Here is a 12,693-nt window from a genome sequence, read left to right on the forward strand (position 1 = left end):
GACTCGGGGCACTTACAAATGGGGAGAGAACATGTCAACGGAGATCGTTCAGGCTAACCACACTGAAGCGTCCACCCAGCCGATCAACCGGCAGGCCCTCGTAGCCGCCGCGATGGCAGTAGTTGCCCTCGTGGGGCTGTTCTTCGCGGGTATGGCAGTCATCGCGGTCTTCGTCGTCGGGGCGGGCCATGTGGCCTTGAACCAGATACAACAGCGCGGTGAGCGCGGACGGGGCTTCGCCATTGCGGCTTTGGCTGTGGGCTACGGCATCGGTCTCCTGTCCTTGGGCTCGGCGCTGATCTTCGCGTTCACCTCGGCAGGCTGATCTTCACTTCGGCAGGTCAATAGGGTGCAGGTCACGGTCCTTCTTTCGTCACGTTCCGCCTGCTCGCGTGTCCTATCAATGGACACACGAACAGGCGACGACGAGGGACCCATGACCTGGCAATTTTGCGATAACGACGACTGCCCTAACAGCTGGCACTGGACGAACCTGGCGGGAACTCCGGAGGCCTGCCGAGGGTCCGCTGAACAGGAGAACCGTGCAAGGGTTGTCCCCTCATACTTCGCGGCGTAGGCTCCTGCGGGCCATCACCGCGTTCGAGGAGTGAGTCATGGGACAACTGATCGTCCAGGATTTTGTCACCGCCGACGGATTCGCCGCCGACACCAACAATGAGTTCAAGGCCTATGAACTGCTGGAAGGTGGAACGGCTGAGTTCGACCGCGCCCAGCTCGAGTGGCTCGGCAGCGTTGAAGCCATGGTTCTGGGCGCCACCACGTACAGATACTTCGCCGAGTTCTGGCCTACGCCTGCATCGGAGGGCGAAATCATTGCACCGGCCCTCAATGGCCTGCGCCGCCACGTGTTTTCGCGCCAACTGAAGGAAGCCCCGTGGGGTGACTTCCCGCCGTCGACTATTGAATCCGGCGACGCGATCGAAGCGATCCGCCGCATCAAGCGCGAGTCCGAAAAGGACATTGTCCTGTGGGGCAGCCTGTCCCTCGGCGGGACGTTCTTCGCGGCAGGCGAGGTGGACGCGGTCCGGTTGGTGGTCATGCCGGTGGGCCAAGGCGCCGGCCGCGGCGTCTTCCCCGCCGGACACGACCCCGCGCTGTTGAAGCTAGTGGACGTGAACAGCTACGACCAAGGCCTGGTGGAGCTCAGTTACACCCTGCGGAAGCAGAGCTAGCGGATAGCTGCGCTGACAAGCGCCGCGTCGAAGAACGCCCGCTCCAGCCGCACCGCTTCCGCGAAAGTACCGGTCACACGGTGCCGATCCTGCGGGGATGAAGGCTCGACGGCGTCGAACTCGTCGCGCAACCACGTCACCCACGCGTTGTACTCAGGGTTGTTGTGGAGACGGATCCACTCGGCATGCTTGGGTTCGGCGGGCCAGCTGTCAGGATCGCCGGCGCGGGCCGCCCAGTCGCCGTAGAGCCACTCGGCAACCAGCAGGACTGCCAGGACATCCGGGTAGGAGCGGGTGGCGAGGGCGCTGCGCATGAGGGCATCGAAAGCGCGGGTGGCAGGTCCGAGGACTGGTGTTGTCCTGTCTGCTTCCGGTACGTCCAGTTCATTGAAGCAATCCTGGAAGAACGTGTTCTCGTCCGAAGCGAAGGCCCCGAGGACTCCAGCGAACACCAGCCGCGAAGGAAGGGATGGAGCCGACGCCACGGCCTGGCCCAGGAGGGCCGTGAACGCGTCGCAGAACTGGTAATCCTGCACGAGGTAGTGGCGCAGGTCCTCGTCCAGGAGGGACCCGTCCAGAAGTTGGTCCACGAACGGATGGTTGACGGCAGCGTCCCAATCTTCGGCGTACTGGTTCCTGAGTTCTTCGGCAAAGCCCACGGTGTTTCCTCCTGAAGTGTCAGCATCGGAGCCTAGCAGCGTACTGGGTTTTGGCGGCGGGCGTTACGCTATGGTGCCGCTTCCCGCGCCAGCGTAGGCTCTGGCCATGACGGAAACCCGCACGATCGTGGTTGGCTATGACGGATCCGAAGAAGCGAAGCGTGCCGTCCAATGGGCAGCCCGACACGCGGTCCGGCGGGACTGTTCCCTGCAGATTGTCCACTGTTCCCTGTGGGTCCTGCTGTCCCATAACAGGGGGCCGGTCCCCGGGGTGGCTGACAGCGGCCTCGAACGTGCGGCACAAAAAGTCCTGGAAGAGGGGTTGGCCCTCGCCCAGGAGACTGTTCCCGAGCTGACTGTCCACACCACCTTGTTGCATGGGATGCCCCGCGACCATCTTGCCCACGTTTCCGTCGGCGCGGAGATGCTGGTGCTGGGAAGCCGGGGCCTTGGCGGGTTCATGGGATTGCTGGTGGGATCCGTCAGCCTTGAATTGGCCGCAACCGCAGAATGTCCCGTGGCCGTGATCCGTGCGGATGACCACCCCTCCGGCCCCGTGTTGCTTGCCGTGGATGACTCAGGATCACCGGCAGCACTCGACGATGCCTGCGTATTCGCTGCGGCAACGGGCGCGGACCTCATGATCGTCCATGTACTTCACGAACCTGCCGGCTACCGCCTGCTGCGTGAACCTGTGGAAGCGTACCCGGACGCTGAAGCCTTGCTGGACTCCGTGCTGAGCCAGGCCCGCCACAAAGCACCCGGGATCACCGTGGCCGGAGAGTTGTTAGTGGATGCTTCCTTCTCCCGGGCGGTGGTCAAGGCCTCCCAAGGAGCACGCCTTACGGTGGTGGGGACCAAAGGGCACGGCGTCATCAAGGGCACCATCGGCTCCACCGCCCACGCCGTACTCCACCATGCCCACAGTCCAGTGTTGGTGTCGCGCCGGAAGGCCGGGCCGGCGTAAGCCGTTGGGGGCCCTCAAAGGGACTCCCTCTGATGGCCAGACCGGCCCTATGGTGAAGTCATGGACAATCGGGCAGAAGTACGCGAATTCCTGATCTCCCGGCGCGCCCAAGTGGCCCCCGAGCAGGTTGGATTGCCGGTCGGCTCCAATCGGCGCGTGAAGGGATTGCGTCGCAGCGAGGTGGCCACGCTGGCCGGGCTGAGTGTCGAGTACTACACCCGCCTGGAGCGCGGCGCCATCAGTGGCGCTTCGCCACAAGTACTCGAGAGCCTAGCCAGGGCGCTGAATATGGATGATGCCGAGCGCGCCCACCTCTTTGATCTGGCCCATGCAGCGAGTCCAGTTGCCCGACCGCCGCGACGCCGGAACTCGAAGTCCTATGTGCCCCACCAGAGCCTGCAGTGGGCGTTGGATGCTGTCACGGCAGGACCTGCGTTTGTCCGCAACGGCCGGATGGATCTGCTGGCCGTGAACCCGCTGGCCCGGGCGTTCTACAAGGACTCCTACGACATGCCGGGCCAGCCACCCAACATCGCCCGCTTCACCTTCCTGGACGATCGCGCACATGAGTTCTATCCGGACTGGGATGCGTTTGCCGAGGCGACTGTCTCGATTCTCCGCACGGAGGCCGGACGCGACCCGCACAACAAGGAGCTCCACGATCTCATTGGTGAGCTCAGCACCCGCAGCGATGAGTTCCGCACCCGCTGGGGCGCACACAACGTCCGCCATCATGGCACCGGTTTCAAGACCTTCAAACACCCCATCGTTGGTGAAATGACACTCGCCTATGAGGGCCTGGAAATGGCCGCGGAACCTGGACTGACCCTCACGATCTATGCAGCCGAGCCTGGATCGCCGTCGGCCGAGCGCCTTCAGCTGCTGGCATCGTGGGCGGCCAGCGAATACGGTGTTCAGCCTGCTGCCGAAAGGACCGTCGCGGACAGCTGACTGCCGGACGGCTGATGCGTCTTCAGCGGCTGACTTCTACACGGACTTCCTGGCCTTCGAAGCGTGCAAGCTCTTCGGGGAAGTCTCCGAACGCGAAATGGAAAACGCCCTGACCAACCGGATTGCCGAAGGCCTCCGGGAACTTGGACCGGGCGCTCCGATCGACAACGACTTGGTCGATCTGCTCTTCCTCGCTACGTCGTCGTTGAACTGGAGACGGGCAAGTTCCAGCTCGACTTCCACGTCGCCCTTATAGAGGAAATGCTGCGACGCGAGAACCGCAACGAAACCATCGGCATTCTCATCTGCGGTACCCAGAACGATCGCAGCGCCTGGCACAGCCTCGGCCGCTCAACCTCACCAATGGCAGTCGCAGCCTACGCCAACGACCATCGACAGACGTGAAGCGTGCCCGACCCAATGGTGGACCCGTCGTGGACGCCCTGGAATGGTCCAACCCAACCACCGCCCTTAGAACTGAACGCACCACGGTCCGGTTAAAACGCCGATAAGCACTCTTTCGTCCGCTTGCCGATAGCTGGAGCTGTCGAAGAGCCTCGTTGAGGAGTGCGCTACGCTTCACGCCAGTTGAGTTTGAGGATTTCGAATGCTTCGTTGATCGCCGCAGCGTCGTGGTGGATGTCAACCACTTGGGTCCGGCCAAGTTTGGGGCTGGTTGGGGGATCCCCGGGCCGCTCGAAGATTGCCCACAGCCGGAGCTCGTCGCCGTGGCGGGAGTTGAAGGTGACACCATCGACAGTGGTTGTTTCGTATAGCCAGGCGGCGACGCCCTGAGTCAGTTGTCTCGGGCGGGCGTCTTTCAACGCCGCCGCGTCGAAATCGGCCAGTCCGAGACTCAAGGCAGTAGCGATGAAGTTCGGATAGAGGGCGGCGATGGTTTGGGAGGCGGTGACGGCGCAGTAGTGCCCGGAGAGTTCGGCGCGGGTCGCTGCTCGTGGTTCCAGCCATTCACGTGGAACTTCTCCTGGCGGGATGGTCGGGTGCAGCACTTGGTCTTCATCGTCTTCGACGATTTCGTCCAGTTCCGCGGCGAGTCTGGCGTCGCGGCGGAAGCCGGCCAGGACTTCCAGGAGGCATGCCTTCAGGCTTGAGCCGGCGTAGACGGTGCGGAAGTTGCCGTGCAGGTCATCCCAGCGTCCCGGGAAACGGCCATCCGTTGCCCATTCCCAGCCGCTCCACGCCCAGGGCTCGGGGCGGAACCCGATGCGCCACACAGGGCCGGCCGCTGGGATGATGGCTAGTTCGTTCTGTTCCACCCGTCAGCCGGCGGCCGCGAAGGCCCGGGCAGCTGCAAGGACCGATTGTGCGGCCTCGTCGATATGGCCTTCGCGCAAGAGCCTGGCCGGCGGCACATCGTCCAGCTGCGGGTTCATGCCCTGGAACCAAGCCTGGACCACGGCCCTGGAATCGCGCTCTGCCAGCAAGGCCGCGACATGGTAGGCGTGCCGCAGCCGGGTCATGACCTCTGCGGAGGGTTTCCGTTCACCGTCTGCCCATTGGCGTACCGCACGGGTTTCCTTGACTGAGCCGATGTAGGCGACAAGTTTTGCGCCCAGGATGTCCCTGAGGTCGCGGACTAGCTCGGCCTCGGGCAGCCGAATGGAATCCTGATGGGCCTTCAGCCCTCCCCGGGCTCCTGCAACTGCTGTCATGTCTCCATGCTGTCATGAATGACACTTTGTTTCAACGGTTAGAACACACCATTGATCACACCCGAAATCTCACGCACGGAAAGCCGACAACCGTGTCTATGACATGTTGAAGCGCACTGTATGCCTTCGGCAGCGCGTGGCCAGCTCAAGGTTGGCAAGACTCTCTACGGGCACTTGGTGGCCTTCTACTTCCGATCCGAGTTTCGCCGCCTGCTCACGGACATCTTCGGTGCGGCGAAGTGCGAGGAGCTGCATGGCCTTTTCTTGCTCAGCCGCCGCTTCAAGGCCTCTTCCTGGGCTGGGTGCAAGTGCGACCTAGCGACCCCTCTCCGTGGTGACGGTCCGACTCGAGGCAAGTGGCGTCCGTGCCGACGTCGTGGATGTCGATGCCACGCTCAGCGGCTGACTTCTACCCGGACGTCCGGCCCCTCGAACTGCGCAAGCCGTTCCGGGGTGGCGGTGTAGCGCCCCAAATGGATGGTCTGGTCCGAAAATCCGATACCTGAGGCATCGTAGTAGAAACCAAGATTCCCCCAAGGGACGAAGTAGATCAGGTCGCCGTTTTCAGGGTCGGACCCGGGGGATCCTTGGTGGTTGAGAGGTCTCGGCAGCTCAGCGATTTTCTCCCGGCCGGCGAACTCTTCCATAGTGAGCGTGAGCGGCAGCAGGCTCAAGAAGTCCCGGGTGGCCGGGTTGTCCTCACCGATGGTCACGTCAAGTGATGCCGAGCCGGTGCTGAAGCGGACCACGGTACCTACGACGCTGCCGGTGGCGGGAGTTGATGTTTCGTCGGCCGGACTCGGTGCGGGTTCGCCGGAGGGCGTTGTGTTGCAGCTGGCCAGCGCCGCGGCCGCCGCAATGGTGATGGCGGGCAACAATCTTCCAGCGACGCTGCGCCTCATGCCACGGCACCTTCCTTCCGATCCTTGAGCATCAGCACCGTGAGCGGCAGGAAGTAGAGCGCAGCTACTCCCGCACCCACCAGCACCGGACCGCTGGCTCCCAGCGCGGACTCCAGCGCGAAGCCGGCCATCCACGATCCCACGGCCGTGCCCAGATTGAACGCCGAAGTGCTGAGTGCCGAGGCCAGGGTTGGAGCTTGCCCGGCGTAGCGCACTGCCTTGCCGATCAATATTGGGTTCGTTGCCATGCCGAAGAGGCCCAGCAGGAAGATCAGGACCACTGTCACCACGGCGTAGTGGGAGAACAGGAAGAGGGCTCCGAGAACCAGGAATGTCATGCCTGCTGAGATGAACAGGGCCGGGTAGGGGTGGTGTGCCCCGAAGTGGCCACCCAGGGTGGATCCGATGAACGCCCCGATGCCGTAGGCCATCAGCACCAGCGGAACCGCGGCTGCGGCAAGCCCAGTGTTCTCGGTGAGCAGCGGAGAGATGAAGGTGTAGGCGGCCAAGGAAGATCCGCACACCATCGCGCAGCCCGCCAGGACAAGCCAAACCCTCGAGTCCCGCATACTCGCCAGCTCAGCACGGACCGACGGGGTGGGTCCGGAAACAGGATCCGAGGCAACCAACCGGTACACGGTAACTGCACCCACCAGGGCCAGGCCAGCGAGTACCCAGAACGGTCCCCGCCAGCCAATGACCTGACCGGCAAACGCCCCAAGGGGAACACCCACCACGTTGGCAAGCATCCCGCCGCCCAACACCACCCCTAGCGCCCGCGAGGCTGCCGCAGCGCCTGCCGCTTTGGCACCCACGACGGCGGCTACCGCCCAGAAAGCGCCCGTCGCCAAGGCCGTCAGGAAACGTGCGCCAAGAATGAGCGTGAAATCGGAGGTGAGCGCCACGATGACGTGACCAACAGAGAACACCACCAGCGCGAGGCTCAGCGTCAGCCGGCGTGGCAGCTTGAGGGTCAGGATGGACATCGTGGGAGTGCCCACGATCATGCCGACAGCAAACACCGTGATCATGAGTCCCGCACTTGCCACGGAGGTGCCCAGGTCGCTGGCGATCTCCGGCAGTATCCCCGCAACAATGAACTCGGTGGTTCCCATCAGGAACACACCCGCAGCCAGAACGTAGGTCACCAGGGGTAAACGCCGGGTCCTGGCGGTGGAAATTGTAGTGGTCATGACTTCAGAACATCAGGTTCGCAGCGGGGGAGGGAGTCCCGCTTGAGGGAGGTCCTCCAAGGGACTCCCTCACCTCGCGGCCAGTGAATGGGGCTCCCCTGTGATCGCTGGCCTTATATTGTCAGTGCCTGCTGCCAGAGTTAGGGCATGGAGCGGATTGGGGAGAGGCAAGCGGGCGCAGTAGTGGCGCTCGGGCGCGCTCCAGTCGTCGTGGATTCCGTTCAGCGCGGCAGGGGTACAGCCAGCACCGTTAGTGGGGACCTGATCGAGCAGTTGCGGGCCCTGGAGGAGATGAAGTCGGCAATCACCGCTTTGCAGGCGCGGGTTGCTGTGGCTTTTGATCTTGCCCAGCGCGCCGAGCAGGCCGAGGCAGGGGTCCCCGCCTCGGAGCGTGGCCAGGGCGTGGGAGCCCAGGTGGCACTGGCACGGAGGGAATCACCGAACCGTGGCTCCCGGTTGCTTGGTTTGGCGAAGGCGCTCGTGATCGAGATGCCGCGCACCTTGGCGGCGCTGCAGGCCGGGCAGCTGAATGAGTGGCGTGCCACGCTGCTGGTGAAAGAAACCGCCTGCCTGTCTGTTGAGGACCGAACCGCTGTCGACGAGGAGCTCGCCCCCGACACAGGGACCTTTGCCGGGAAGGGCGACAAAGCGATCGTGGCCGCGGCGAAGGCTGCCGCGTATCGGCGGGATCCGCGGTCGGTAGTCGGGCGTGCCAGTCGCGCTGCGGCCGAGCGGACTGTCAGCCTGCGCCCGGCGCCGGACACCATGACCTACCTGACGGCCCTCCTTCCGGTTGCCCAGGGAGTGGCGGTCTACGCGGCGCTGACCCGAGCGGCTGATTCGGCCCGTTCCAGTGGGGATCCCCGAGGTCGGGGCCAGGTTATGGCCGACACCCTGGTCGAACGCAGCACCGGTACCCCGGGCGGGATTTCGGGGATCAACGTGGACCTCGTTATGACGGACCGCACCTTGTTCCAAGGTGACAGCGAACCAGCCCGGCTCAAGGGCTACGGAATCGTCCCCGCTGAATGGGGAAGGGAACTGCTCGGATCGGCGCAAGCCGCAACCCTGGGACAGGAGGGCGCGAACTCAGCTTCCGGAACAGGGCAAACCGGTCAAGGTCATGCGGTAGTGCCGAAGACAGAGCTCACTGTCTGGCTTCGCCGGCTCTACACCGCGCCAACCACGGGAGAACTCCTTGCCGCCGACTCCAAGGCCCGGGTCTTCGCTGGTGGGCTTCGGCACTTCATCGAAACCCGTGACGACATCTGCCGGACCCCGTATTGCGATGCGCCGATCCGGCATATTGACCATGTGGTTCCGTGGCGTTCCGGAGGGCAAACAAACCTCGCTAATGGCGCAGGACTCTGCGAAGCCTGCAACCACACCAAGGAAAACCCCGGCTGGAGCACCAAAGCCGTGCCCGGTGACGTGCACACCGTGGAAATCAGCACCCCCACCGGACACTCGTACCAATCAAAGGCACCGCCCCTGCCGGGACACCGCCCCTCCAGAACGTAGAAACCCCGGACACGAGAAAGCCCGTTGAGCGCCTTAGTCTTCGAAATCTCCCGCATCCCTGCGGAAGGTGCCCAGTACGCGGATGAGGTGATCGACGTCGTCGTCTCCGAAACCTGACTTGCCGAAAACCTCGGAGTTGAGTGCCGCCGTCGCCTTCTTGGCGAGGGTCCGGCCCTCGGCGGTGAGTTCTATCAGGGTGGTGCGGCCGTCGGTGGGATGCGGCGAGCGGGCCACCAGGGCGGCTTTTTCCAAGCGGTCGACGGCGTTGGTCACCGAGGTGGGGTGCACCTGCAGGAGCGCGCTGGCTTTGTTCATGGGCAGCGCACCGCTCCGGGCGAAACTCAGCAGCGCCAGAAGTTCGTAGCGTGCGAAGGTCAGCCCGAACGGCTTGAGGACCGTTTCGATGCGCGCCAGCAGGATTTGCTGGGTGCGCATGATCGCGGTGATGGCAGCCATGGGCGCGGCGACATCGCCCCAGCCATGCCGTTCCCAGTTGCGCTGGGCATCGGCAATGGGGTCGCGGGGGAGTGGGGTGCCCATGGGCCTCCTTCGTTTGCTTGGTTGGCCGAGTGTTCGGTTGGCTAGTCTTTCAGATTCGGGAACTCCTCCTCGGAGTATTCGACGCCCAAACCTGACGGGAGCGGACCGTCGCCGTGCCGAGCAACCTCTGTACCGCGCAGTTCGACGCGCCGGATCTTGCCGGAAATGGTCTTGGGCAACTCGCCGAATTCCAGCCGCCGGATGCGCTTGAACGGCGCCAGATGCTCACGGCAATACTTGAGAATGTCCTCGGCCACAGCAGGTCCCGGTTCGTAGCCGGCGGCCAGCACCACAAACGCCTTGGGTACCGACAACTTCACGGCATCAGGTGAAGGCACGACGGCGGCTTCCGCCACTGCGGGGTGTTCGATCAGGACGCTTTCAAGTTCGAATGGCGACAAACGGTAGTCGGAGGACTTGAAGACGTCATCGTCCCGGCCGACATAGGTGATGACGCCATCGGCGTCCCGGCTGGCCATATCGCCGGTGTGATAATAGCCATCGCGGAAGGCCTCGGCCGTCTTGGCCTCGTCACCGAAGTAGCTCTTCATGAGCCCCACGGGCCGGGGGTCCAAGCGCAAGCAGAGTTCGCCGTCGTCGGCTTCCTGGCCGGTGACCGGGTCCACCAGGACGACGTCGTACCCGGGCAGCGGCCGTCCCATGGAGCCGATCTTTACCGGCTGGGCAGGAGTGTTGGCGATCTGGACCGTGGATTCGGTCTGGCCGAAGCCGTCACGGATGGTGACGCCCCAGGCCTCCTCTACTTGCCCGATGACTTCCGCGTTGAGTGGTTCGCCGGCCGAAACCACCTTCAGCGGAGGAGTGGTGAGCTGCGTGAGGTCTGCTTGGATGAGCATGCGCCACACCGTGGGCGGCGCGCAGAAACTGGTGACGCCCTCCCGGCCCATCTGCTCCATGAGGGCGGCGGCATCGAAGCGTTCGTAGTTGTAGATGAAGACGCAGGCCTCAGCGATCCAAGGAGTGAAGACGTTGGACCATGCATGTTTGGCCCAGCCGGGGGAGGCGACGTTGAGGTGGACATCGCCGGGTTCGAGGCCGATCCAGTACATCGTAGACAGGTGGCCCACGGGGTAGGACGTGTGGGTGTGCTCCACCAGCTTGGCGCGGGAAGTGGTGCCGGAGGTGAAGTAGAGGAGCAGCGTCTCGTCGGCGCGAGTGGGGGCGTCGGGCGCGAAGTCCGTTCCGGCGTCGTACGAATCTGCGTACTGTTTGGCGTCCGCGTTGGTGGGTTCCGCGCCGATCTCGATCAGGGTGTAATCGCCTTCCACTGCGGCGAACTTGCTGATGTTGGCACTTCCGACGGCCACCCAGCTGGCCCCACCGCGCTCAACGCGGTCCTGGAGATCGCGGGCGCCCATGAGGGTGGTGGTGGGGATCATGACGATGCCCAGTTTGATGCCGGCCAGCATGAGTTCCCAGAGTTCAACCTGGTTGCCGAGCATGATGATCATGTGGTCGCCGCGCTGGACGCCCTGGCCGCGCAGCCAGTTGGCTACCTGCGATGACCGATCTGCGAGCTCCTTGAACGAGCGGCGGGTGGAACTGCCGTCCTGTTCCACGATGACCAGCGCGGGCTTGCCGCCTTTTTCCTGGTCCGCCGCGATCTGGTCGAACCAGTCCAAGGCGAAATTGAACTCCTCGAAGCGTGGCCACGCGAATTCGCTGTGTGCCTGCTTGTAGTCCTCGCGCAGTTCCAGCAACCGGTCGCGGGCCGCACGGAAGTCATCGGTGACTGTCATAGTCCGCCTTTCGCTGGGGCTTCATTGCCCGGCCTAGTGATCCACATCACCTTGCAATATACTAGGACATCCAAGGGTTTGGAAGAGCCTGTGCGGGACATGACGAAGGGGTCTAATGCTCGACGAAAAAGCTGCCGGCACCGTCACCAGCGGTGCGGCAACAGAACGTGTCCTCCCTCCTTACCCGGAGGCGGACCTTATGCACGTAGTGGATCTGCTCCCACCATCGGAGCGTGTGCGCTACCTCGAGATCAGGGAATTCCTGCAGGCACGCATCCGGGCGGCCAGTATCGAGTACTGGAACCGGGAGGAATTTCCGTTCGGACTGCTGGCCGACATGGCCAAGTTCGGGCTTGGAGGACTACAGACAGACGGCTCCACCAAGCTCTTCAAGGGCCTCATGTACACCGAGATCGCCAGGGCGGACGTGTCTCTTTCGGCGTTGGTGGGCATCCACAACGAACTCATCGTGGGCATGATCCACGAGCTCGGCTCTGATAAGCAGAAGCGCACGTGGCTGCCTGGGCTGGAGGCCTTTACCCAGTTGGGCGCCTTCGCCCTCACCGAACCTGACCACGGCTCCGACATCGCCGGAGGACTCTCGACGACGGCGCGGCGCGACGGCGGCGAATGGGTCATCAACGGTGCCAAGCGCTGGATTGGTGCAGGCACCATCGCCGACTTTGCGCTGGTGTGGGCCCGGGACGAATCCGACGGGCAGATCAAGGGCTTCATTGTGGAGACCGATCGCCCCGGGTACTCGGCCACTAAGATCTCCAACAAAATCGGGCTCAGGATCATGCAGAACGCGGACATTCTCCTGGATGAGGTCCGCATACCTTTGGAGAATCTCCTGCCGGGGGCCACGGAGTTCTCGCGGGCGAACGATCTTTTGCGTGATTCCCGGGCTTGGGTGGGTTGGCAGGCTGCAGGGATTCAACTGGCCGCGTTTGATATCGCCCGTTCTTACGCCTTGGAACGCCAGCAATTCGGCAAGGAGCTGGCCCGTTTCCAGCTGGTGCAGCAGCAGCTCGCGGATATTTTGGGCAACGCGAATGCCTCACTGTCCATGATGGTTGAGCTCGCGCGGATCCAGCAGGCCGGCAAGCTCGAAATGGTCCAAGCTGCCATGTGCAAGGCCACCACCACCCGGCTGGCGCGCTCATCCGTGGCGATGGGCCGTTCCCTCTTGGGCGGGAACGGGATCACCACGGATTACGAGATGGGCAAGCTCTTCGGTGACGCCGAGATCCTTTACACGTATGAGGGCAGCTACGAGATCAATTCGATGATCGTTGCCCGGGCGGTGACAGGGAAGTCGGCCTTCGTCTGAG

Annotated in this window: 16 protein-coding genes; 8 read left to right on the forward strand and 8 right to left on the reverse strand. The window is 63.6% G+C overall.

Annotation, left to right across the window (positions count from 1 at the left end):
- Positions 1–31: 31 nt before the first annotated feature.
- Positions 32–325 carry a DUF4190 domain-containing protein gene (locus tag J3D46_RS07055; protein WP_231338886.1) on the forward strand — a complete coding sequence of 98 codons (294 nt, stop codon included), beginning with the start codon at positions 32–34 and terminating at the stop codon, positions 323–325.
- Between the two features lie 289 nt (positions 326–614).
- Positions 615–1,193 carry a dihydrofolate reductase family protein gene (locus J3D46_RS07060; protein WP_253465969.1) on the forward strand — a complete coding sequence of 193 codons (579 nt, stop codon included), beginning with the start codon at positions 615–617 and terminating at the stop codon, positions 1,191–1,193.
- Here the strand turns inward: J3D46_RS07060 and J3D46_RS07065 are convergent.
- On the reverse strand, positions 1,190–1,852 hold the full coding sequence (locus tag J3D46_RS07065; protein ID WP_253465971.1) for a TenA family protein: 663 nt from the start codon (positions 1,850–1,852) through the stop codon (positions 1,190–1,192). The genes J3D46_RS07060 and J3D46_RS07065 overlap by 4 nt on opposite strands.
- 106 nt (positions 1,853–1,958) lie before the next feature.
- On the opposite strand from J3D46_RS07065, the gene J3D46_RS07070 reads away from it, so the two are divergent.
- Genes J3D46_RS07070 through J3D46_RS07085 form a run of 4 tightly spaced genes read left to right on the forward strand, consistent with a single transcriptional unit; the run spans position 1,959 to position 4,175 of the window.
- Positions 1,959–2,819, forward strand: a complete 861-nt coding sequence (locus tag J3D46_RS07070) for a universal stress protein (protein ID WP_253465974.1) — start codon at positions 1,959–1,961, stop codon at positions 2,817–2,819.
- A gap of 60 nt (positions 2,820–2,879) precedes the next feature.
- Positions 2,880–3,770 (forward strand): helix-turn-helix transcriptional regulator, encoded by an 891-nt coding sequence (locus tag J3D46_RS07075; protein ID WP_253465977.1) that lies wholly within the window; start codon positions 2,880–2,882, stop codon positions 3,768–3,770.
- Positions 3,730–4,026: a hypothetical protein gene (locus tag J3D46_RS07080; protein WP_253469286.1), complete on the forward strand. Its 297-nt coding sequence runs from the start codon at positions 3,730–3,732 to the stop codon at positions 4,024–4,026. The genes J3D46_RS07075 and J3D46_RS07080 overlap by 41 nt, the downstream gene beginning before the upstream one ends.
- Complete coding sequence (locus tag J3D46_RS07085; protein WP_253469169.1) at positions 3,981–4,175, forward strand: PDDEXK nuclease domain-containing protein; 195 nt, start codon at positions 3,981–3,983, stop codon at positions 4,173–4,175. The genes J3D46_RS07080 and J3D46_RS07085 overlap by 46 nt, the downstream gene beginning before the upstream one ends.
- Before the next feature lie 167 nt (positions 4,176–4,342).
- Here the strand turns inward: J3D46_RS07085 and J3D46_RS07090 are convergent, their stop codons facing one another.
- The 5 genes from J3D46_RS07090 to J3D46_RS07110 form a co-directional block, all read right to left on the reverse strand.
- On the reverse strand, positions 4,343–5,047 hold the full coding sequence (locus J3D46_RS07090; protein ID WP_231338892.1) for an RES domain-containing protein: 705 nt from the start codon (positions 5,045–5,047) through the stop codon (positions 4,343–4,345).
- Positions 5,048–5,050: 3 nt separating this feature from the next.
- Positions 5,051–5,443 (reverse strand): hypothetical protein, encoded by a 393-nt coding sequence (locus J3D46_RS07095; RefSeq protein ID WP_231338893.1) that lies wholly within the window; start codon positions 5,441–5,443, stop codon positions 5,051–5,053.
- 96 nt (positions 5,444–5,539) lie between these two features.
- Positions 5,540–5,698, reverse strand: a complete 159-nt coding sequence (locus tag J3D46_RS07100) for a hypothetical protein (RefSeq protein ID WP_231338894.1) — start codon at positions 5,696–5,698, stop codon at positions 5,540–5,542.
- A gap of 140 nt (positions 5,699–5,838) precedes the next feature.
- The gene (locus J3D46_RS07105) at positions 5,839–6,345 is read right to left on the reverse strand and encodes a cyclophilin-like fold protein (protein WP_231338895.1); all 507 of its coding nucleotides are present in this window, start codon (positions 6,343–6,345) and stop codon (positions 5,839–5,841) included.
- On the reverse strand, positions 6,342–7,538 hold the full coding sequence (locus J3D46_RS07110; protein WP_231338896.1) for an MFS transporter: 1,197 nt from the start codon (positions 7,536–7,538) through the stop codon (positions 6,342–6,344). The genes J3D46_RS07105 and J3D46_RS07110 overlap by 4 nt, the downstream gene beginning before the upstream one ends.
- 147 nt (positions 7,539–7,685) lie before the next feature.
- Here J3D46_RS07110 and J3D46_RS07115 point away from each other — a divergent pair, with 147 nt between their 5' ends.
- Positions 7,686–9,059 carry an HNH endonuclease signature motif containing protein gene (locus tag J3D46_RS07115; RefSeq protein ID WP_253465980.1) on the forward strand — a complete coding sequence of 458 codons (1,374 nt, stop codon included), beginning with the start codon at positions 7,686–7,688 and terminating at the stop codon, positions 9,057–9,059.
- A gap of 33 nt (positions 9,060–9,092) precedes the next feature.
- Here J3D46_RS07115 and J3D46_RS07120 read toward each other — a convergent pair whose 3' ends face one another.
- Together J3D46_RS07120 and J3D46_RS07125 are read right to left on the reverse strand one after the other, a co-directional pair.
- Positions 9,093–9,599: a MarR family winged helix-turn-helix transcriptional regulator gene (locus J3D46_RS07120; protein WP_231338898.1), complete on the reverse strand. Its 507-nt coding sequence runs from the start codon at positions 9,597–9,599 to the stop codon at positions 9,093–9,095.
- Between the two features lie 41 nt (positions 9,600–9,640).
- Positions 9,641–11,359, reverse strand: coding sequence for an AMP-binding protein (locus J3D46_RS07125; RefSeq protein WP_231338899.1), 1,719 nt, complete (start codon positions 11,357–11,359; stop codon positions 9,641–9,643).
- A 115-nt stretch (positions 11,360–11,474) separates the two neighbouring features.
- On the opposite strand from J3D46_RS07125, the gene J3D46_RS07130 reads away from it, so the two are divergent.
- Complete coding sequence (locus J3D46_RS07130) at positions 11,475–12,692, forward strand: acyl-CoA dehydrogenase family protein (protein WP_253465983.1); 1,218 nt, start codon at positions 11,475–11,477, stop codon at positions 12,690–12,692.
- Position 12,693 lies beyond the last annotated feature (1 nt).

Source organism: Paenarthrobacter sp. A20, from assembly GCF_024168825.1.
Lineage (GTDB): Bacteria > Actinomycetota > Actinomycetes > Actinomycetales > Micrococcaceae > Arthrobacter.